The organism is Sphingomonas sp. DC1600-2 (assembly GCF_049897605.1).
In the GTDB taxonomy this organism is placed as follows: Bacteria; Pseudomonadota; Alphaproteobacteria; order Sphingomonadales; family Sphingomonadaceae; genus Sphingomonas.
Genome location: NZ_JAFCWO010000002.1, coordinates 495,996 through 517,127, shown reverse-complemented (window position 1 = coordinate 517,127; position 21,132 = coordinate 495,996). Strand labels below are relative to the sequence as shown.

The 21,132-nt window shown below is 64.6% G+C and carries 21 protein-coding genes; 4 read left to right on the top strand and 17 right to left on the bottom strand.

Annotation, left to right across the window (positions count from 1 at the left end):
- Positions 1–3 precede the first annotated feature (3 nt).
- The 9 genes from lptG to ACP7BL_RS05965 form a co-directional block, all read right to left on the bottom strand.
- Positions 4–1,101, bottom strand: coding sequence for an LPS export ABC transporter permease LptG (gene lptG / locus ACP7BL_RS06005; RefSeq protein ID WP_426257857.1), 1,098 nt, complete (start codon positions 1,099–1,101; stop codon positions 4–6).
- The gene (gene lptF, locus ACP7BL_RS06000; RefSeq protein WP_426257856.1) at positions 1,098–2,309 is read right to left on the bottom strand and encodes an LPS export ABC transporter permease LptF; all 1,212 of its coding nucleotides are present in this window, start codon (positions 2,307–2,309) and stop codon (positions 1,098–1,100) included. The genes lptG and lptF overlap by 4 nt, the downstream gene beginning before the upstream one ends.
- Before the next feature lie 90 nt (positions 2,310–2,399).
- Positions 2,400–4,355, bottom strand: a complete 1,956-nt coding sequence (locus tag ACP7BL_RS05995) for an ATP-binding protein (RefSeq protein WP_033965050.1) — start codon at positions 4,353–4,355, stop codon at positions 2,400–2,402.
- A 51-nt stretch (positions 4,356–4,406) separates the two neighbouring features.
- The gene (gene spt, locus ACP7BL_RS05990; protein WP_126846965.1) at positions 4,407–5,669 is read right to left on the bottom strand and encodes a serine palmitoyltransferase; all 1,263 of its coding nucleotides are present in this window, start codon (positions 5,667–5,669) and stop codon (positions 4,407–4,409) included.
- Positions 5,670–5,673: 4 nt separating this feature from the next.
- Positions 5,674–5,916 carry an acyl carrier protein gene (locus ACP7BL_RS05985; RefSeq protein ID WP_010185174.1) on the bottom strand — a complete coding sequence of 81 codons (243 nt, stop codon included), beginning with the start codon at positions 5,914–5,916 and terminating at the stop codon, positions 5,674–5,676.
- 60 nt (positions 5,917–5,976) lie between these two features.
- The gene (locus ACP7BL_RS05980) at positions 5,977–6,882 is read right to left on the bottom strand and encodes an NAD(P)H-binding protein (protein ID WP_426257855.1); all 906 of its coding nucleotides are present in this window, start codon (positions 6,880–6,882) and stop codon (positions 5,977–5,979) included.
- Positions 6,883–6,904: 22 nt separating this feature from the next.
- A complete protein-coding gene (gene proB, locus ACP7BL_RS05975; protein WP_033965051.1) occupies positions 6,905–8,017 on the bottom strand; it encodes a glutamate 5-kinase in 1,113 nt (370 codons plus the stop codon).
- Positions 8,018–8,026: 9 nt separating this feature from the next.
- Positions 8,027–9,070, bottom strand: a complete 1,044-nt coding sequence (gene obgE, locus ACP7BL_RS05970) for a GTPase ObgE (protein WP_010403913.1) — start codon at positions 9,068–9,070, stop codon at positions 8,027–8,029.
- A 35-nt stretch (positions 9,071–9,105) separates the two neighbouring features.
- The gene (locus ACP7BL_RS05965; protein WP_426257854.1) at positions 9,106–9,687 is read right to left on the bottom strand and encodes a TetR family transcriptional regulator; all 582 of its coding nucleotides are present in this window, start codon (positions 9,685–9,687) and stop codon (positions 9,106–9,108) included.
- Between the two features lie 56 nt (positions 9,688–9,743).
- Between ACP7BL_RS05965 and ACP7BL_RS05960 the strand changes: the two genes are divergently transcribed.
- Positions 9,744–10,604 (top strand): metal-dependent hydrolase, encoded by an 861-nt coding sequence (locus ACP7BL_RS05960; RefSeq protein ID WP_426257853.1) that lies wholly within the window; start codon positions 9,744–9,746, stop codon positions 10,602–10,604.
- 494 nt (positions 10,605–11,098) lie between these two features.
- On the opposite strand, the gene ACP7BL_RS05955 is transcribed toward ACP7BL_RS05960, so the two are convergent.
- From ACP7BL_RS05955 to ACP7BL_RS05920, 8 genes are all read right to left on the bottom strand, one after another.
- Positions 11,099–11,854, bottom strand: a complete 756-nt coding sequence (locus tag ACP7BL_RS05955) for a phosphoadenylyl-sulfate reductase (RefSeq protein ID WP_426257852.1) — start codon at positions 11,852–11,854, stop codon at positions 11,099–11,101.
- Complete coding sequence (locus ACP7BL_RS05950; RefSeq protein ID WP_260591525.1) at positions 11,847–12,344, bottom strand: DUF934 domain-containing protein; 498 nt, start codon at positions 12,342–12,344, stop codon at positions 11,847–11,849. Before ACP7BL_RS05950 ends, ACP7BL_RS05955 begins: the two co-directional genes overlap by 8 nt.
- The gene (locus tag ACP7BL_RS05945; RefSeq protein ID WP_426257851.1) at positions 12,337–14,016 is read right to left on the bottom strand and encodes a nitrite/sulfite reductase; all 1,680 of its coding nucleotides are present in this window, start codon (positions 14,014–14,016) and stop codon (positions 12,337–12,339) included. The genes ACP7BL_RS05950 and ACP7BL_RS05945 overlap by 8 nt, the downstream gene beginning before the upstream one ends.
- 1 nt (position 14,017) lies before the next feature.
- Positions 14,018–14,314: a DUF2849 domain-containing protein gene (locus tag ACP7BL_RS05940; protein WP_126846979.1), complete on the bottom strand. Its 297-nt coding sequence runs from the start codon at positions 14,312–14,314 to the stop codon at positions 14,018–14,020.
- The gene (gene cobA / locus ACP7BL_RS05935; protein WP_426257850.1) at positions 14,311–15,099 is read right to left on the bottom strand and encodes a uroporphyrinogen-III C-methyltransferase; all 789 of its coding nucleotides are present in this window, start codon (positions 15,097–15,099) and stop codon (positions 14,311–14,313) included. Before cobA ends, ACP7BL_RS05940 begins: the two co-directional genes overlap by 4 nt.
- 92 nt (positions 15,100–15,191) lie before the next feature.
- Positions 15,192–15,368, bottom strand: a complete 177-nt coding sequence (locus ACP7BL_RS05930; protein WP_231564988.1) for a hypothetical protein — start codon at positions 15,366–15,368, stop codon at positions 15,192–15,194.
- An 87-nt stretch (positions 15,369–15,455) separates the two neighbouring features.
- On the bottom strand, positions 15,456–16,868 hold the full coding sequence (gene astD / locus ACP7BL_RS05925) for a succinylglutamate-semialdehyde dehydrogenase (protein ID WP_126846983.1): 1,413 nt from the start codon (positions 16,866–16,868) through the stop codon (positions 15,456–15,458).
- 68 nt (positions 16,869–16,936) lie between these two features.
- Entirely contained in the window at positions 16,937–18,295 is a 1,359-nt protein-coding gene (locus ACP7BL_RS05920; protein ID WP_426257849.1) for a protein adenylyltransferase SelO family protein, read from the bottom strand.
- Positions 18,296–18,345: 50 nt separating this feature from the next.
- On the opposite strand from ACP7BL_RS05920, the gene ACP7BL_RS05915 reads away from it, so the two are divergent.
- Genes ACP7BL_RS05915 through ACP7BL_RS05905 form a run of 3 tightly spaced genes read left to right on the top strand, consistent with a single transcriptional unit; the run spans position 18,346 to position 21,125 of the window.
- On the top strand, positions 18,346–19,221 hold the full coding sequence (locus ACP7BL_RS05915; protein ID WP_426257848.1) for an alpha/beta fold hydrolase: 876 nt from the start codon (positions 18,346–18,348) through the stop codon (positions 19,219–19,221).
- Positions 19,222–19,254: 33 nt separating this feature from the next.
- Entirely contained in the window at positions 19,255–20,013 is a 759-nt protein-coding gene (locus ACP7BL_RS05910; protein WP_400135955.1) for an SDR family oxidoreductase, read from the top strand.
- Positions 20,010–21,125 (top strand): glycosidase, encoded by a 1,116-nt coding sequence (locus ACP7BL_RS05905; protein WP_341203057.1) that lies wholly within the window; start codon positions 20,010–20,012, stop codon positions 21,123–21,125. Before ACP7BL_RS05910 ends, ACP7BL_RS05905 begins: the two co-directional genes overlap by 4 nt.
- Positions 21,126–21,132 lie beyond the last annotated feature (7 nt).

The window sequence follows — 21,132 nt, the reverse complement described above, 5'->3', positions numbered from 1 at the left end:
CCGCTATTCCTCGGTCCGGATCAGCACCGCTTCGCCGATCATGAAGAACAGCAGGAACGGGGCCCAAGCCGCGAGAAAGGGGGGATAGGCACCGAGATTGCCCATCGCCAGCGCGAAATTGTCGGCGACGAAATAGAGGAAGCCGAGCATCATCCCGATCACCGCGCGGATGAACAGCTTGCCCGACCGCGCCAGGCCAAAGGCAGCGACCGCACCCAGCAGCGGCATCAGCACCGAGGACAACGGCCCCGCCAGCTTATGCCACATTGCACCCTCCAGCGCCTTGGTGGGGCGACCACCGGCCTTCAGATCGGCGATCGTATCGCGCAGCGCGCCGAACGACAGTCCATTGGCATCGATGTTCGACAGCGCAAATTGATCGGGCCGCACATCGCGGCCAATCACCACGGTTCCGACCTTCGCCAACTTCCCGCTGGCAACGTCAAAACGTGTTGCCGGGCCGACTTTCCAGCCACTCGCGACCCGCACCCCGGTCTTGGCGGTAATGATGCCGACCAGATTGCCGCCGGTGCGATCAAACAGCGTAATGCCCGACAGGCGTGTCGCATCGCCGCGTCCCCGCACCTGGTCGACTTGCAGCAGATCGTCGCCGTCGCGCACCCACACGTTGGTGCGGTCGCCCCGGTCCACCGGTACCGGGCCATATTCGACCTTCTGCCATTGATCGAGCGTTGCGGTCGCGCGGCTGACAATGCGGTCGTTGAAGGTGAAGGAGATGAAGGCGACGCCCAGGCTGGCGATCAACAGGGGGGCGAGCACCTGATGCGCCGACATGCCCGATGCCTTCAGTGCGATCACTTCGCTATTCTGGTTGAGCGTGGACAGCGTGATGATCGTGCCCAGCAACACCGAGAAAGGCAGGAATTGCGCGATGATTTCAGGGATGCGCAGCGACAGATAGCGCAGGATCTCGGGCTGGCCATTGCCCGCATGCGCCAGAATGTGGCCCGATTCGGTCAGCAAGTCGAGCGCCTGCAACACCAGCACCAGCATCATCAGCACAGCGAAGGTGCGCGTGAGGAACATCTTGCCCATGTAGAGCGCGACGGTGCGCGAGGGGAAAAGGTCGAGTGCGGTCATGCCGCCGCTTCCTTGGATCGGTTGGCGTCGCGCCGTCCAGGCATCAATTTGCCAATCGCCTTGCCGAGCTTGGAGAAGACCCGCTCCAGCGCGCCGATCGGTTGCCCGCCGGGGACGAAGGCGATGGTGTAGAACATCCAGAGCGTCAGCCCGGTAAAGACAGTGAACGGAATCCAGATCGCCAGCACCGGATCGATCTTGCCGAGGCCGCCCACCGCCTGCGCATATTCGTTCACCTTGTGATACGCCACGATCATGATGATCGCGAGGAACACGCCCAGCGCCGATGTCGAGCGTTTTGGCGGGATGCCGAGCGCGAGCGCAAGCAACGGCAGCACCAGGATCGAGAGCACTTCGGCGGTGCGGAAGTTGAAGGCGGCGCGGCTGGTGTCGCGTTCCTCCTTGGTGGAATCGTGGTCGGTGCCGACCTTGACCAGTTCCGGCAGGGTCCGCTCGAGATTTTCGCCGCCGCGAATCCGGAAACTCTCGGTTTTGGGCAAGGAAATCGGCAAGCTGAACGCCGTGAACCGCAGGACCCGTGGCGACGCGACGCGCGCCTCGGTTCGGATCAGCGTGCCATCCGTGAGGCGGAAGATGATCTCGTCGGGATTGTCGATCGCAAAGAACTGCCCGCTGGCGGCGGTGACGGCGATCGAGCCACCCTTGCCGTCATCGCGGCGCAGGAAGATGCCCGAGAGCTTGCGCCCATTGTCATGGCTCTGCTCGATCCTGAGCGTCATGTTGTTGCCGAAATGAGTGAATTCGCCAACTTTGATCGACGCGCCCAGCGCGCCGGTGCGCAATTCGAAGCGCAACTTCTCGTAATTGTAACGGGCATCGGGCTGAACAAAGCCGACGATGGCGAAATTGAGCAGGCCGAGCGTAATCGCGTACATATAGGGGACGCGCAGCATCCGCGGATAGCTCATGCCGACCGCGCGCATCACGTCGAGTTCGGATGAGGTCGCCAGCTTGCGGAAAGCGAGCAGCGTGCCGAGCAACAGCCCGACCGGAATACCCAGCCCGACATATTCCGGCAGCAAATTGGCGAGCATCCGCCACACCACGCTGACCGGCCCGCCCTCGGTCGCCACGAAATCGAACAGGCGCAGCATGCGGTCGAGCACCAGCAACATCGCAAAGATGACCAGTGTGGAGAACAGCGGCACCGCGATCAGTCGGGCCATGTAGCGGTCGATGGACTTCATGATGGGAGGAAGCTGGCCTCTGGCCGGAGGGGAGGGGGAACCCGCATTATGCGGCTATATCGGTGCGCGCGCCGTCCGTCAGCTACGAAATCATTCGGCGGCGACGGCGGTGGGCGCGGCGCGTGCCGATCGCGCGTCCAGCGCTGCGGCAATCGCCCGTTCGAGCCCGGCCAGGGTAAAGGGCTTGCGCAGCACGTGATGGCCGCCAAATTCGACCTCACCACCGGCTTCGCCCGCATAACCGGTGACGAACAGCACCGCCATATCGGTGTGGCGATGCTGGAGCGCCGCGACCATTTCGGGGCCGGTCTGCCCCGGCATCAGAACGTCGGACATCAGCAAGTCGACGTGCGCGAGCTGATCGAGCGCCGCCGGAGCCGCAAGCGGATCGCTGCAGGCAACGGGGCGATGGCCGAGTTCGCGCAGGGCACCGATCGTCGCGGTCAGAACGCGCGGATCATCCTCCACGACAAGGATGTCCAGCGTCGGGGTATTGGGCAAATCGATCGCCGCGTTTTCGGAATGCGGCTCAGCGACGGTGCCGTCCGCATAGCGCGGGAGATAGATCGTAACCGTGGTGCCCCGTCCGACTTCGGAGCGAAGTCCAACCTCGCCCTCGGCCTGCCGCACGAAGGCGAAGACCTGGCTGAGGCCAAGGCCCGTGCCTTTGCCCGCAGGCTTGGTCGTGAAGAAGGGTTCGAACACACGTTCGAGCAGCTCCGGCGTCATCCCGCAGCCGGTGTCGGTAACACTCAGCGCGACATATTCCCCCGCGCGGCAAGTGCCGACCGCGCCCTCGGCAAGCGTCTCGGCGGCAGCGGTAATGGTCAACTGGCCACGCCCGTTCATCGCGTCGCGGGCATTAACGGCAAGGTTTAGCACCGCGTTTTCAAGCTGGTGCCGATCCGACCGCACCAGCCATGCCGCGTCATTGGCGGCGTTGACCGTAACCTTGATGCCGTCGCCCAGCGTGCGGTCGAGCAAGTCGGACATGCCCTTGACCAGCGCCACCGGTTCGATCGGCTCCGATCGCAACGCCTCTTCGCGCGAGAAAGCGAGCAACTGCCGGGTCAGTGCGGCGGCGCGATTGGCACCGTCGGCGGCATTGTCGATATGGCGGCGCGCGGCGGCGGGATCGCTATCGATCTGCCGCTTGGCGAGTTCGAGACCGCCCAGAACGACCGCCAGCATATTGTTGAAATCGTGCGCGATGCCGCCGGTCAACTGGCCGACTGCCTCCATTTTCTGGACCTGGCGCAGCTTGCTTTCCTGCGCCAGCAGCACGGCGGAGGCGCGGGCGACCGCCGCTTCCAACTCGACGGCGCGGTCACGCTCGGCCTCGGCCTCGGCGCGGGCGGTTGCGCGTTGACCAAGCGCGGTCACCGTCAGCCAGCCGAGCGCAATCGCCCCCAGCACGAGCAGCACGCCGAACACCGACAAGGCGCTGGCAATGCCGCTCGATCGCGCGACCGAACTCATCGCGTCACCGGTGCGACGGGAGAGCAGCGTGCGTTCCTGTGTCCCGATCCGGTCGAGCAACGTGTCGATCCTGGTCAGCGACGGCGATTCGCGGGTCTTGTAGAACAGGGCGAGCGCCTGGGCGTTCTTGCCATACAGGGTGCTGCGCGCGGTCAGCGACAATTCCTCGCGGCGCGCTTCGAAGGCTTGGCGCAATTGCTTGAGCAGCACTTGCTGTTCGCGATTGTCGTGCGTGATCTGGTCGAGGCGCGCCAATTGTTGCCCGGCCAATTGCCAGTCGGCCGAATAGGCCTGGCCAAGCGTGGTATCGGCGCTGATGACATAGCGGCCGAGTGCCGCCTCGGCATGGGCCATCGTCCCGGCCAGATTGGCCGAGAGGATCATCACCTCGTAACTGTGCGTCTGCAATTTCAGCGCGCGGTCGCGCTGACGGTTCGCCTCGGCAAGCGTCAGGTTGAGCGCGACCAGCACCAGCGCACCCAGCACCGCCACCACGACCAACGTGACGGTGCGCCAAGCCGCGCCAGGCGGGTCCGCTTCTGTTGCCTCGGCCACTGTCCCGCTCATGTCAGCTTTTTAGCCCAAGCGAGCATTTTTGAACAGGCGGCGGACAGGCGGTCAGCCGATTGCACCGGTGGCGCGCCCTGCAGCGGCGAACATCGTCAGCACCGTGGCGATTTGCTCGGGCGTATGCTCCGCGCAGAGCGAGCAGCGCAGCAGATAAGTGCCAGCCGGGGTCGCCGGGGGGCGCGCCATGTTGACGTAAAGCCCGCCTTCGAGCAGCGCCTGCCACATTGCCACGGCCTGTTCCTGGTCGTTCAGGATGATCGCGATGATCGCGCTGTCGGGGTTTTCCGTGCCGAGCTTGAAGCCAAGCGCCTTCAGGCCGCCATGCAGCGACCGGGCATTCTCCCACAATTGCTGCCGTTTCTTGTGCGCGTGCTTGAGCTTGCGGATCGAGGCCGCAGCGGTGGCGACGACCGACGGCGGCAGCGAGGCGGTGAAGATATAGGGACGGCAGGCGAGGCGGATCGCCTCGAACTTCGGATGGTTGGAAATGCAGAAACCGCCAACCGTGCCGACCGATTTGGAAAAGGTGCCGACGACGAAATCGACATCGCCCTCGCAGCCTTGCTCCTCATACACGCCGCGCCCATTGGGGCCGTAAAAGCCCATCGAATGCGCTTCGTCGCTCAGCACCATCGCACCATGCTTCTTGGCGACGGCGACCATTTCCTTCAGCGGCGCAATGTCGCCGAGCATCGAATAGACGCCTTCCAGCACGACCAATTTGCCCGGCTCCTTGGGCAGGCGACCGAGCCGCTTGTCGAGATCCTCGACGCTGTTGTGGCGGAAGCGGACGATCTCGGCATTGCCCTGCTGGCAGCCGTCATAGATCGAGGCATGGCTGTCGGCATCGAGGATGACATATTCGCCCTTGCCCGCGAGCGTCGAGATCATGCCGAGATTGGCCATGTATCCGGTCGAGAACACGATCGCGCCCGACACGCCGTAAAAGTCGCGCAGCGCATCCTCGACCTCGATATGGTCACGGAAGGTGCCGTTGAGCATCCGGCTGCCATTGGTGCCCGACCCGAACTGGTCGAGTGCTGCGTGACCGGCGGCGATCACGTCGGGATCGAAGGTCATCCCCATATAATTGTAGGTGCCGAGCAGGATGGTGTCGCGCCCTGCGATGACGGCCTCGGTCGGGGATTTCACCTGCTCCATCACGATCGCGAACGGATCGGTCACACCGGTGTCGATCAGCGCCTGGCGTTCGGCGATCAGCGCGTCGAACTTCGACATCAGGTCGCGCTCGGGCGCGATCGTCGCGGGATCGGCGGGGAGGCTTTCGGTCACAAGGCCGGCATCGCTCATCGGATCAGCCCTTCAGCTTCGCGACGGCATCGACCAATTGGCCGACGGTTTCGATTTCCGCCTGCATGTTCATGGTGATGATGATGTCGAACTCATCCTCGATCGCCGCGACGAAATCCATCACGGTCAGGCTGTCCCATTCGAGATCGCCCTGGAAGGTCGTCGCATCGCTCAGCGTAACACCCTTTTTGTTGAAGGGTTCGATCTGCGCGGTGACGGTATCGTAAATGGCCTGGCGGTCGCTCATGGTCAGTCCTTGAAGTGTTGTATCGCTGTGCCGCCAAAATGCGGCGGCTTTATAGCACGCCTATAACAAGCCGTTCGCGCGATACCATGCCGCCGTTGCGGCAAGCCCTTGTGGCGTCGGCACCTGCGGCACCCAAAGCGCCGGATCGGGGCGCTTGGAGGGGGAGGCAGTCCAGTCCGGATGGCAGAGATAGCCGACGCGGTCGGCGGTCAGCTTTGCGGCCTTGCCGCGGAATATCTGGTCGATATGGGCGGCAAGCGACAGGATCGCCTTGGGCAGCGCCACCGGCAGCACCTTGTGGCCGACCGCGACACCAACCGCGCGGGCCAATTCGGCGTAACTCCAGCCGCCCGGTTGGCCATCGTCGGGTTCGTAGATTTCGTGGGAGGGGCCTGCCTCGGCAAGCGCGAGCAGCAAGGCAGCGACATCGCCGACCTCGATCACCGATACGCGGCCCGCCGGGGGAAGCAGCGCGATCCCCATCCTCGCCATGCGGAACAGGTCGCGCATTTCCATGTCGCCGGGGCCATAGATGGCGGGCGGCCGCACCATCGCCCAATCGAGGCTGGACTTGGCGACGACTTGCTCGGCTTCATCTTTGGACCAGCCATAGATGGACAGGTCCGGTTCGCGCGCCGCCAGTGAGGAGACGTGGACGAAGCGGCGGGCATCGGCGCGCTCGGCGGCATCGACGACCGCTTGCGTACCCGTGATATTTCCTGCGGCAAATCCGGCTCGATCGGGTGCGTTGACGACACCGGCGACGTGAATCACCGTGTCTGCCTCGGTTACCAGCCGATCAAGCGCTGCGGGCGTGTCGAGTGCGCCCTCGATCCACATCACGCCAGCCCGTGCGGGTTGCGGGCGACGGGTGAGCGCCCGCACCTCATGCCCGGCGGCGAGCGCGAGATCGATCAGCCGCGATCCGACAAAGCCGGTGCCGCCGGTAATGGCGAGGATGGTCATCGTTGTGCTTCCTCCGCGCGGATCACACCAGCGCCATATGGTTGCGGTGGATGAGTGCCGCGCGCGGGGCATAGCCGAGGATCGCGGCATGTTCGTCGCTACGCTTGCCGGTGATCGCGGCGGCGTCGGCGGCATCATATTCGCTGAGGCCGCGGGCCAGCGTCCGCCCGTCCGGCCCGACGACCGACAGCAAGTCCCCGCGCGCAAAGCTGCCCGAAACCTGCGTTGCCCCGGCGGCGAGCAAGCTCTTGCCGTCGGCCAGCGCGCGCGCCGCGCCTGCGTCGATCATGATCTCGCCTTTGGCAGTGAGTCCGCCCGCCAGCCAGGCCTTGCGTGCGGGTGCGGCACGTTCGGCGGCGAACACCGTACCACGCGCGGTTGCGTCGAACGTGGCGAGCGGATGCTCGGCATGGCCGGAAACGATCGCGAGCTGTGCGCCGGCAGCGGTGGCAATGCGCGCGGCGGCGATCTTTGAGACCATCCCGCCAGACCCCATGCCCGATCCCGATCCGCCATCGGCCATCGCCTCGATCCGCGCATCGATTCGCTCGACGCGCGGGATCAGCGTGGCGTCGGGGTTGGTGTTGGGGTTGGCGTCGTACAGTCCGGCGACGTCGGACAACAGGATCACGCCCTGCGCGCCCGCCGCCTGCGCCACCCGCGCGGCGAGCCGGTCATTGTCGCCGAAGCGGATTTCCTCGGTGGCGACGCTGTCATTTTCGTTGATCACCGGCACCACACCCAGCGACAGCAGTCGCCCGAGCGTGGCGGCAGCGTTGAGATAGCGACGGCGGTCCTCAAGGTCATCGAGCGTCACCAGCATCTGCGCGGCGGTCAGCCCCTCTGCTGCTAGCAATTCGGCCCAGACGCCCGACAGTGCGATCTGCCCGGTAGCAGCGGCGGCTTGTGCATCTTCCAGGCTGGCACGGCCGCCCTTGGGCAGCTTCAACCGCCGTGCCCCCAGCGCAATCGCGCCCGACGACACCACCGCGATTTCCTGGCCCAGGCGAGCGCGTGCGGCGATGTCGGCCACCAGGCTCGCCAGCCATGCCCGCCGCACCGTCCCATCGGGCGCGACGAGCAGCGACGAACCGACCTTGACGATCAGGCGTGGCGCGGAGGCGGGGGAGAACATGCCGCTATCTCAAACAGGCGACCATTCGCCCGGTGGCGTGTCGTCGTCGCGCGCGGGGGCACCTTCGGCCGGGCCGATCACTTCGATCAACCGGTCGACCACCGCGTCGATCCCGGCACCGCCCGCGCCCGACATCGGCAGCACGTCGGCCTTGCTCGCGCGCTTCAGCTTGGTGACGAGCTTCTTCACGTCGGCGGGATCGAGCGCGTCGATCTTGTTGAGGCCGATCACTTGCGGCTTGTCCACAAGCCCCGCGCCGTACGCGTCGAGTTCTGCACGGACGATCCGGTAGTTTTCCACAGGGTTATCCTCGGTCGCATCGACCAAATGGAGCAACACCTTGCAGCGTTCGATATGGCCGAGGAAGCGGTCGCCGATCCCGGCACCGTCCGCTGCACCTTCGATCAGGCCGGGAATATCGGCGACGACGAATTCGCGGTTGTGGCGGCTGACCACGCCCAATTGCGGGCGCACCGTGGTGAAGGGATAGGCACCGACCTTGGCCTGCGCATTGGTCACCGCATTGATGAAGGTCGATTTGCCGGCATTGGGAAGACCCACAAGCCCGGCATCGGCGAGCAGCTTCAGCCGCAGCCACACCCACATTTCCTGATAGGGCCAGCCGGTGCCGTGCTGGCGCGGGGCGCGATTGGTCGAGGTCTTGTAGGTGGCGTTGCCGCGACCGCCATCGCCGCCGCGCAGGAACACGATGCGCTCGCCCGGCACGGTGAAGTCCGCCAGCACTTCCTCCTTGTCCTCGCTCAGCACCTGGGTGCCGACGGGGACGCGGATGATGAGGTCGTCGCCACCTGCGCCGGTGCGGTTCGAGCCCGATCCGCCATGGCCGCGCGGGGCACGGAAATGCTGGGTGTAGCGGAAGTCGATCAGCGTGTTGAGGCCAGCGACGGCCTCGAACACGATATCGCCACCCTTGCCGCCATTGCCGCCGTCAGGGCCGCCATATTCGATGAACTTTTCGCGCCGGAAACTGACGGCACCGGGGCCGCCCGCGCCCGATCGGACGAAGATCTTTGCTTGGTCAAGAAAATGCATGACCGCTCTTTAGCGGAAATTGCGATTTTAGCCAGTCAGGCTGGCAGCACGCTGCGCGAGGCGATCAAAGCGCGCGTCGCGATGGTCCGCGCGGCCTCTGGCGGCAGGCCCAAAGCGCTCGCCATCGCCTTGCCGAGCAGTGCATCGCCCATCGCCATCAGCACCAGCTGGAGCGTGTCCTCGTAGATCAGCTTTCCCGAATCCGCATCCTCGGCCAGTTCGTCGACCAGGCGGTGAATCGCGTTGAGAACTGGGTCAAGCGCATCGTGATTGCCGGACAGGATCATCCAGGTCGCCATCGCCCCCGCGCCATGGGCAAAGGCGTCGAAGGTGAGATCGACCACTTCGCGCGGATCGGCCTCGCCCACGCGCGCGCGCTTCGCCGCCGCGCCGATTTGTGCGGTGATCGAATCCGCGAGATGCGTGATCAGCGCCTTTTGCAAATCCGCCGCCGAGCCGAAATGATGCAGCAGATTGGCGTGCGTCCGCCCAATCCGCGCCGCCACCGCCTTTAGCGTAACCGCTTGCGGACCCTGTTCGACCAGCAGCGCACGTGCCGCGTCGATCGCGGCATCCCGTGATTCTTCCGGGGTAAGCCGTTTGCGCACTATTGACACGAGTGTAAGTAGCTCATAGTTTCAGACCTGTTCTTCCCTGCTGTACGGAGTTTCCCGTGGCGAAAGCAACAAGTCCTGCAGATCTGTCGATTACACCGCGTGATTTGCGCTTTGGGCGCGGCACGGCGATGCGGCGGTGGTGGCTCAACAATGATCCGTTTGCGACCGCCTTCTACAACGCGCTGTCGGTGACCTTCCCCAAGGGCGAGGGCTTTTTCATCGAAAGCGTGCGCAATTTCCGCGAGGGCACGCCGCCGCGCCTGCACGCGGAGATTCAGGCGTTTATCAAGCAGGAGGTGATCCACACGCGCGAACATGTGGCGTTCAACCGTCATGTCACCGATCAGGGCTATGACGTGACGCTGCTGGAGCGGCATATCGACGAGGCGCTGGCGCTGACCAAGGGGCGTCCGCCGATCGCGAGCCTGGCCGCGACGATGGCGCTGGAGCATTTCACTGCGATGCTCGCGCATCAATTGATCGCCGATCCGCGTCACCTGAAGGGCGGGGACGAACAGGCGGCCGCCTTGTGGCGCTGGCACGCGGCCGAGGAGATCGAGCATAAGGGCGTCGCCTACGACACCTGGCTCCACGCAACGCGCGACTGGTCGCGGTGGCAGCGGTGGAAGATCAAGGCCTTCGTGATGTTGGGCACGACGCACAAGTTCTTTGTCGGGCGGTACAAGGGTATGCTCGAACTGCTGCGGCAGGACGGCATTACCGGTGCCCGGGCGCATTTCGGCATCCTGTGGTATGCGCTCGGGCAGCCGGGGATGGCGCGGAAAATCCTGGGGGCGTGGCTCGCTTTCTTCCTGCCGGGCTTTCATCCGTGGAAGCATGACGACCGCGCGTTGATCGCACTGGCAGAAAGTGATTATGCGGCGGCGGTGTTGCCGAGGGCGGTTGTTGCGGCTTGAGGGCTTGGCGGCGGATTAAGGTCGATTTGGGATGAAGGCCCGAGCGAAAGCGCTGAACGGCATGGTGTGGTGGGTAACTGCCGTTCGGCCAATCCTAAAGATTTGGCGATTACTTATTTTACAAACCTAGCTTGTTAGTGGTGGTCTGTTCCGTGATTTACGTCTGGAGTGTGGTGGCTATGGGAGCGATCGATCATGCCGTCGGCACCCCCAGTTCTATCGTCATGCCCTGTCCCGCGATTGCGATGTCCACGGATATTCCAGATCGCAGCGGCAGCAATTAGAAATAAAGGTGCGATCGGGATGATCTGCGACAGGCTCATTCGGGTTTCTCCATGGGCTTGTGCTTCACGATCTTGCGCAGCCTCTCGTCAAAACGCACTTCGTTGTCGTCAGAAATCGCGATGCAACTGTCGGCCATGAGAGAAGTTAGCCATGACGCGCGAACGGCCGCAAGTGGGCGATTGTCGACTGATCGCTAAAACAGTCCAGCCCTAAAACACCGGCTCCTCGCCCGGTTTTTCGGGCACGTGAATGCCGCATTCGACCTTTTCCCAGCCGCGCCAACGCCCGGCGCGCGGATCTTCGCCGGGAAGCACCTTGCTCGTGCATGGGGCGCAACCGATCGAGGGATAGCCCTCGGCCTCGAGTGGGTGGCGCGGCAATTGGTGTTCGGCGAAATAGGCGTCGAGCCGCGCTTTGTCCCAATCCGCCAGCGGGTTGAGCTTCAAGCGACCCTCATCCTCCTCAAAGCGCGGCATCGCCTTGCGCGTGCCCGCCTGGAAGCCCTTGCGGCCCGAAATCCAGGCGTCGAACGGGCTGAGCGCGCGGCGCAGCGGCTCGACCTTGCGCAGGTCGCAGCACCCGTCGGGATCGTAATTCCAGCGCAAGCCGGTGCCGTCCTTGGCCGCGAGCAAACGCGGATCGGGCCGGAACACCCGCAAGTCGGTGAAGCCGAGCTGCTCCGACAGTTGGTCGCGATAGGCCAGCGTTTCCCCGAAAATCTTCTGCGTGTTGAGGAAGATCACCGGAATATCGCGGTCGATCTGTGCAATCAGGTGGAGCAGCACCGCGCTTTCGGCGCCGAACGACGATACCGCCGCGACGCGCCCTTTGAGTTCGCCGGTCAACAGTTCGCCCAGCATCTCGCTGGTGCCGACCCCGGCGAAACGCGCCTCCATTGCCGCTGCATCGGCGGCAGAAAAGGGCGCGACGTCGATCAGGTCGAGCTTGCGGGCAATACTAGCCATGCCGCAGCGCCCAGACCGGCACGCGCCCGTCAGCGGCCCTTTGATAGACATTCTCGTAGCGCGTAAGCGCGGCTTCGAGGGTTGCGGGATCGATCTCGGCTTGCGGCGCGAAGCTGTCAAAGCCGCAGCGCTTCATCAGCGGCATCTGGTCGACCAGCACATCGCCCTGCGCGCGCAATTCGCCGGTATAGCCCGCCTCGCGCAGCACGCGCGCGGCGGAGTAACCACGGCCATCGCGGAAGCTGGGGAAGCTCACTTCGACCAATGCGATCCGGTCGAGATAGGGCAGCAGCGCGCGCGCATCGTCGCCCGCTTCGAGCCGCACGGCGGTGGCGTTGGTTTGCGAGTCGAGGAACGCGTCGAGCGTGACGGCGGGCTCGTCTGAAATCGCGTCACCCCGGCGCGGGCCGGGGTCGGCTTGAGGGTGCTGGGGTGCGTCCAACGGGGCGGCTCCGGCCTGCGCCGGGGCGACGGTTTGGGCCTTATCCATACAGCGCCTCCTTGAAGGGTTCCATGCCGACTCGGCGATAGGTGTCGAGGAAGCGCTCGCCCTCCGCGCGTTTGGCGAGATAGACGTTGGTCACGGTTTCAACCGCATCGACGATGCCGTCCTCGTCAAAGCCGGGGCCGGTGATCTTGGCGAGGCTGGTATCCTCCGCGCCCGATCCGCCGAGCAGCAATTGGTAATTTTCGGTGCCCTTCTTGTCGACGCCGAGGATGCCGATGTGCCCGGCATGGTGATGGCCGCAGGCATTGATGCAGCCGCTGATCTTGAGCTTCAACTCGCCCAGATCGCGCTGGCGGTTCTGATCGGCGAAGCGCGTCGCGATCTTCTGTGCGACCGGAATAGAGCGCGCATTGGCGAGGCTGCAATAATCAAGGCCGGGGCAGGCGATGATGTCGCTGATCAGGTCGAGATTGGCAGGTGCCAGACCCGCCGCGTCGAGCGCCTGCCAAATGGCGTGAAGATCGGCCTTGCGGACGTGCGGCAGCACGATGTTCTGCGCATGTGTCACGCGCAGTTCGTCGAAGCTGTAGCGCTCGGCGAGATCGGCCATCAGGTCGATCTGCTCGGCGGTGGCGTCGCCGGGGATGCCGCCGGTGGGTTTCAGGCTGATCGTGACGATCGCATAGCCCGGTTGCTTGTGCGCGGCGGTGTTTTGCGCGCGCCATGCCTGGAAATCACCGTTCGCTTCGAGCGCAGTCGAGAAGCCCGTCGCAGACGCAGGTGTCTCGACTTCGCTCGACACGAACGGGGCGTCGGCGGGGACGAACGCAGGCGGTGCGAACATCGCGGCAATGCGGTTAAACTCCGCCTTGGGCGGATCGAGCCCGAGCGATTTGACGTGCGCGAACTCTTCCTCGACCTGGCGGCGATATTCGTCGGCACCCAGTTCATGGATCAGGATCTTGATCCGCGCCTTGTAGATATTGTCGCGGCGGCCGTAGCGATTGTAGACGCGCAGGCACGCCTCGACATAGCTCAGCAAATCGTCGGCGGTGACGAAATCCTTGATCTCGGGGGCGATCATCGGGGTGCGGCCCATGCCGCCGCCGACATAAATGCGCCCGCCGAGCACGCCATCCCGTTCCAGCAATTGAATGCCGATGTCGTGCAGCCGCATCGCCGCGCGATCTTCCTCGGCCCCGATCACCGCGATCTTGAACTTGCGCGGAAGGTAGCTGAATTCGGGGTGGAAGGTGCTCCACTGCCGCAGCAATTCCGCCCACACACGCGGATCGGCGACTTCGTCGGCGGCGGCCCCGGCATATTGGTCCGACGAGATATTGCGGATGCAATTGCCGCTGGTCTGGATCGCGTGCATCTCGACCGTCGCCAACTCGGCGAGGATATCTGGCGCGTCGGACAGTTTGATCCAATTATACTGGATGTTCTGCCGCGTGGTGAAATGGCCGTAGCCACGATCGTACTTGCGCGCGATCGTCGCCAGCATCCGCATCTGGCGGCTGTCGAGCGTGCCATAGGGGATGGCGACGCGCAGCATATAGGCGTGGAGCTGCAGATACAGGCCGTTCATCAGCCGCAGCGGCTTGAACTGGTCCTCGGTGATCTGTCCCGCCAGACGGCGCCTTACCTGATCGCGAAACTCCTCGACGCGGGCATCGACGATCTGCTGGTCATATTGGTCGTATTTATACATGTCAGATTACCCAGCTTCCGGCCGCAGGATCCGCAGGCTTCAAGGTCAGATCGGGCCGCACCGTCGGACCGAGCGCGCGGACGCGGTCCTTTATGTGTGCTGGGCGCGGGCCTTCCGGCGTGGCGGTGGCGTCGATCACATAGGCACCGTTGACCCGGCGCGCGCCTTCCTCGGCGCGGGCGATGCTTTCGCCCTGGTCGCCGACATCGGCGGCGTCCTCGACATGGCGGGACCAGCTTGAGCCCGTCCACCACAGCACATCACCCGTCGGCAAATCGTTTCCGGTCAGCAGTTTCAAGCAACAGACTCCGCAATTCTGGCCCAGCGACCGAGCTTATCCTCGGCGTCGGACAGATCGACAACTTCGCCGACGACGATGATCGCCGGGGACGCGACCTTTTCGCGCTCGACCATCGACCCGAGGTCGGCGAGCAGAGTGCGGATCGCGCGGTGCCCGTCGAGCGTGCCGCGCTCGAGCACCGCGACCGGCATTTCGGGGGCGACGCCGTCGCGCATCAATTTGTCGGCAATGTCGCTGGCGGTGGCGACGCCCATATAAATGACGAGCGTGCGGCCCTTGCCGGCCAGCCCGGACCAGTCCTGATCGGTCAGTCCCTTGCATTGCCCGGCAACGAAGCTGACCGCGCTGCTATGGTCGCGGTGGGTCAGCGGCAGCATCGCCTCCGCCGCGCAGCCCAACGCTGCCGACACGCCGGGGATTACCTCGACCGGCAGACCGGCGGCGCGCACCGCTTCAACCTCTTCGCCGCCACGCCCGAAGATGAACGGATCGCCGCCCTTCAGCCGCACCACGATCGCGCCGGTCTTCACATGCGCGATGATGAGGGTGTTGATCGCCTCCTGCGGCAAGGTGTGCCGGGCTCGCTGCTTCGCCACGGAGATTCGCTGTGCGGTCGTGGGGGCGAGCTCGAGCACGCGCGGATCAATCAAACCGTCATGTACCACGACATCAGCGCTTTCGAGCGCCGCGACCGCGCGCACCGTCAGCAAGCCGGGGTCGCCCGGGCCCGCACCGACGAGAATGACGCGCCCGCGCGCGGTGGGATCGAGAAGCGTTGCCATCGTTATGCGATGGGCTGGACCTGCGCCCGGGGCAATTCACGGTTGCTTGGGGGCTGGGTAGACCAGCTTTTTCCCACTTACTTGATGGGGGATCAGTCCTTGTTCGCCAATTCCCTCGATCGCCGCGCCAATTTGGCGGCTTCGTCAATCAGCAAGGCAGCGACCTCGCTGTCGCGTTCGCGGATCGCAATGGCGAGGCAATTGTCCGATTCGGTTTTCAGCTTGCGGGCGCGGGGCGGTTCGCAATCGGCGGTGTCAGCGTTTTTCACGAACACGCAAAAGCCTGGAATGCGCGTAAGTTCCTGAATTCGCGGCCAGCGGTTGGCCGAAACCCGATAAGTCGACCGCCAACCGCGTTACGCGTCGCGCAAACCGACACCGATCGAAGCGCGCGCCTGGTCGGCCTCGCTTGAAACGACGGGATAGGCGCAATAGTCCGCCGCGTAATAGGCGCTTGGCCGATGATTGCCCGACCAGCCGATGCCGCCGAACGGGGCTCCGGAGGAGGCACCGTTGGTCGGCTTGTTCCAATTGACGATTCCGGCGCGCGCATTGGCCCAGAACTGGTCGTACAAAGCCGGGTTCTGGCTGAGCAACGATGCCGACAGGCCGTAGCGCGTGTTGTTCGCTTCGGTAATGGCATCTTCGAAGCTGGATTTGCGGATGACCTGCAGGATCGGGCCGAACAGCTCGATGTCGGGCCGGTCGTTCATTTCGGTGGTGTCGATCAAGGCGGGGCGCAGGAACGGGCGGTCCGCAATCGGGCGTTCGAGATGGCGGATCGGCCGCCCGCCACGCATCATCAGTTCGAGGAAGCTCTCGCTGAGCAAATCGGCGCTCTCATTGTCGATCACCGGCCCCATGAACGGCGACGGGGTGGCATGAGGTTCGTCGACGATGATGCGGTTGACCAGCTTGGTCACTTCCCCAAGCAGCGGCTCGAACAGCTTTTCGTCGACGATCAGGCGGCGCGCGGCAGTGCAGCGCTGACCGGCACTGGTGAAGGCCGATTGCACGATGACGATCGCGGCGGAATGCAAATCGGGCGAATCCCACACCACGATCGGGTTATTGCCGCCCATTTCGAGGGCGAGAATTTTCTCTGGTCGGCTCGCGAACGCGCGGTTGAGCGCGATGCCGGTGTGCGCCGATCCGGTGAACAGCAGACCATCAATGCCGTCATGCGCGGCGAGCGCCTTGCCCTCGGCGGCACCCCCGATCAACAGGCGGACGCACCCCTCGGGCACGCCGCCGGCATGGAAACATTCGACCAGAAAAGCGCCCGAGGCCGGGGTCTTTTCCGACGGCTTGAACACCACTGCGTTGCCTGCGAGCAAGGCCGGCACGATATGGCCGTTGGGCAAATGCGCCGGGAAATTATAGGGCCCGAGTACCGCGAGCACGCCATGTGGCTTGTGCCGCAACGCCATGCGCCCGCCCATTTGCGAATCGAGCCGCCGCTGCGGCGTGCGTTCGGCATAGGCCGTCACGGAAATGTCGACCTTGGCGATCACGGTTTCGACTTCGGTGCGGGCTTCCCACAGCGGTTTTCCGGTTTCGCGCGCGATCAGATCGGCAAAGGCATCGGCACGCGCACGCACGACATTGGCGACGCGGCGCAGGGCCTCGATGCGATAGGCGAGGGGCTGTGCCGCCCAGCTCGCCCAGCTTGCCCGGGCAGTGGCCACCTCGGCGTCGACATCGCCAATCGAGCCACGCCACAAGGTGGCACCGGTCGCGGGTTCGAAGGAAAGAAGTTCGGAAGACATTTACAACGGCCTCTGCCTCAGAATCGTGCGCAAATCCACTCTGCTCGCGGCGGTTCGCTCACTATGGGTTACGTCATCGCCTCGCCCATCTCGCGGATGCGCGCGATTTTGGCATGAAAGGGCTGCCAATCGTCCTTCTGGTCGATCGCCGCCCAGATCGTCTCGACTTCGTCGATCAACATCGAACAGGGCGGGCCCTGCCAATAATGATGGTCGCGGGGCTTGCGGGCGACGTAAGGCGTAAGCGCAGCGCGCACCTCGGCGAAGGCCTCGCCTTCGGGCGCGACGCCGCCGAACGTGTCGAAGAAAAAACCATCAAGGCCGCTTTCGCTCGTCCGCAGCGCGCGTTCGACCGTCTGCACCAAGCCACGGTCCTGCTGCGGATCGCGTGGCGTGACGCCCAGTCGCCACAAGATCGCGTGGGACACCGCAAGCTGGTAGCGCTCTGCGAAGCTTTCCAGCACTGCGATCAGCGGTTCGGCCGCGCTGATCGTGCGCAGGCTGACCGCGAGCTGCATCACGTCCCAGTGAATCGCCTCGGGCTGGCGGCCGAAGGCATAGAGTCCGGCATGATCGAAATAGGCGGCGGTGAAACCTGGGTCCCAGGTCGGCGCGAATCGCCACGGGCCGTAATCGAAACTCTCGCCCGTCACGTTGATATTGTCCGAATTGAGCACGCCGTGGACGAACCCCGCTGCCATATAGCTGGCGGCGAGCGTCGCGGCGCGACCGACCACCAGATCGAGCAGACGCTCGGCGGCATTCTCGCCGGGCACCTCGTCATACAGGTTGCGCAGGACATATTCGACCAGCCGCGTCATGTTCTCGGCATCGCGCAGATAGGCGATGCGCTGGAAGGTGCCGATGCGGATGTGGCCGTGGCTGAGCCGCACCAGCACCGCCGAACGGGTGGGGGAGGGCTCGTCGCCGCGCTCCAGCGCCTCGCCGGTTTCGATCAGCGAGAAGCTGCGCGAGGTTTCGACGCCCAGCGCTTCCAGCATTTCGGTGGCGAGCACTTCGCGCATGCCACCTTTCAGCGTCAGTCGCCCGTCGCCAAAGCGGCTCCAGGGTGTCGTGCCGGACCCCTTGGTGGCAAGGTCCATCAGCCGCCCGCGCGTGTCGCGCAATTGCGCGAACAGAAAGCCGCGCCCGTCGCCAATCTCGGGATTGTACACGCGGAACTGGTGGCCGTGGTAGCGCAGTGCCAGCGGCTCCGCGAGACTGCCCGGCAGGCTCTCGAACCGCCCGAAATGCCGCAGCCATTCGTCGTCGCCCATCGTATCAAGTCCGACCTCCCGCGCCGCGCGATCGTTACGAAAGCGCAAGCGGGTTTCGGGAAAGTCGGCGGCGGCGACGGGATCGTAAAAGGCATCCCCCAGTTCGAGGATCGCGCTTTGCGGCGCATATGCTTGCGGGGTGATGCTCATGCGTGGATATGGAGGGTGCCGGCCGCAGGACGCAACCCCAGGATCTGACCATGTCGCCTTACGAAAATCGATATTGGTGGTCGAATGACGGGGTGCGGCTGCACTATCGCGAGTATCCGGGCCCCGACGATCGCCCGCCGATCCTGTGCCTGCCCGGCCTGACGCGTAACGCGCGCGATTATGACGACCTCGCGCGGCGGCTGTCGCCACAGTGGCGTGTGATCGCAGTCGATCTGCGCGGGCGCGGCGAGAGCGGCTACGCCAAGGACCCGATGACCTATGTCCCGCTTACCTATGTGCAGGATATTGAGGGGCTGCTCGGCGAACTGGGCGTGGCGCGCTACGTCGCGATCGGCACCTCGCTTGGCGGAATCGTGACGATGTTGCTGGCGGGGACGGCGCGCGAAACGCTGGTGGGGGCCGTGCTCAACGACGTCGGCCCGGAGATCCGGCCCGAAGGGCTTTCGCGTATCCGCAGTTATGTCGGCAAATCCAGTAGCTGGCCCACCTGGATCCATGCCGCGCGCGCGGTGGCGGAGGCGAATGGCGACGTCTATCCCACCTATGGCCTCGAAGACTGGCTGGCGATGGCCAAGCGCTTGTATCGGCTCAACAGTGCGGGGCGGATCGTGCTCGATTACGATATGAAGATCGCGGAGCCGTTCCGCGTGCCGGGCAATGAGGCCGGCCCCGATATGTGGCGCGCGCTCGACCGCTTGAAGGACGTACCCACGCTGATCGTGCGCGGGGGCAAGTCCGATATCCTTGCCGCGAGCGTCGCCGAGCGGATGGTCGCCGGGCTCACCGTTGGCGAATTGGTTACGGTCCCCGGGATCGGTCATGCCCCGACGCTTGGCGAACCGGAGGCGCTCGCCGGGGTCGATCGCCTGCTCGCGCGGATTGCGGCGGAACCGGCACCGGGCTGACGCGTCTCCCGGCAGTATAACCGGGAGCTTCGCATGACTGACCTTTCCGATGCGCATACCGCAATGCCCAGTTTGAAGGGCAAGCGCGTGATCATCACCGGCGGCACGACCGGGATCGGCCGTGCTATCGCCGTGCTGCTGGCGAGTGAGGGCGCGCGCGTGTTTATCTGCGGCCGCAGCGCGGCGCACCTGGCCGACGCGCTTACGCGCATTCGCGAGGTTGGCGAGGGCGACGGCATCACGCTCGACCTTGCCGAGCCTGCGAGCCCGAAAGCGTTCGTCGAGGCCAGCCGGGCGTATCTCGGCGGCGTCGACGTGTCGGTCATCAACGCCGCTGTCGCTGCCGAGGGGCTGAGCGACATGTCCGAGGAGGACGTGCGCTATGCCATCGCGACCGATTTTACCGGGTATCTGATGACTGCCCACGCCTCGATCGCGGCGCTTGGCGACGCGGGCGATATCGTGTTGATCGGCTCGATGAGCGCGCATGTGCTGGGCCCCAATTCGACCGTGTATGCCGGAATCAAATACGGCATTCAGGGTTTTGCCGAGGCGTTCCGTAGGGAAATGGGACCCAAGGGCATTCGCGTCGCTTTGGTCGAGCCGGGCCTGACCGGATCGACGATGCAGGAGCCAGAGATGCCGCCGGAAAAACAACGCGAGAAGATCCGCGACGAAACCGCACTGCGCGCCGAGGACATTGCGGTCGGCGTCCAGTATATCCTGACGCAACCGCGTCGCGCGGTCGTGCAACAATTGACCATCACGCCTCGAAACGAGAATTCGGAATGAGCTTTTCCCATGATGCGCTGATCTTCGGTCCCGCCGATGTCGACCTGGCGCGGTCGCCGCTTGCAGGCAAGGTGGATGCCGAAACCTATGTGCTGGGCGCGTTCAACCCCGGCATGACGCGGCTGGCGAATGGCAATCTGCTGCTGATGGTGCGCGTGGCGGAGGCGTTGCGGGCACCGATGACGGACCAGCATATCAACGCCCTGCGTTGGTTCGACGGGGGGTATTGCCTCGATGCCTGGCCGCTCGATTTTGTCGATACCTCCGATCCGCGCAAGTTCATGATGCGGGGCGGCGGATGGAAGGTGATGGCGCTGACCTCGCTGTCGTGGTTGCTGCCGGTCGAACTTACCGCCGACGGCACCCGCGTTGAGGCGGTGCATTACGACAAGGCCGTCACCCCGCGCGCCTCATACCAATGCTACGGCGTCGAGGATGCGCGGATCAGCAAGGTCGGCGATCGTTATCTGATGACGACGTGCTCGGTCAGCCCCGAGCGGCATTCGACCACGCTCTACACCTCCGACAACGCGCTCGACTGGACGCTGGAGGGGATCGTGCTCGATCACCAGAATAAGGACATGCTGATCTTCGAGGGGCTGATCGGCGGTAAGCATTGGGCGCAGACGCGGCCGCTGGGCGATTTGTATTTCGCGTATCCGCCGGGCAGCGAGTGGCGCGCGGGGCCGTCGATCAATCTCGCCAGTTCGCCCGATGCGCTGCATTGGAAGCCCTATGACAAGCCGGGCATCCGCCCCCACGCCGCGACGATGGCGACCGCGCGGATGGGCGGCGGGGCTCCGCCGATCGCGACGCCCGAAGGCTGGCTGACCTTGTGGCACGGCGTGGAGCCGTCGGGCGTGGTCGGGATTTACCGGACCTATTGGTCGATCCTTGATCGTGACGATCCCAGCATCGTCCTGCGGACCAGCCACGATCCGCTGATCGAGGCCAATCCGGCGCTGACCGATCCGATCAAGGAGCTGATGTACCTCGACAATGTTGTGTTCACGACGGGCATTGTCGACGCCGGCGACCACTATGTGGTGGCCAGCGGCGAGGCCGATCTCGCCTGTCGCATCACGCATATCCCGAAATCGGCCTTCGCCTGAACGAACC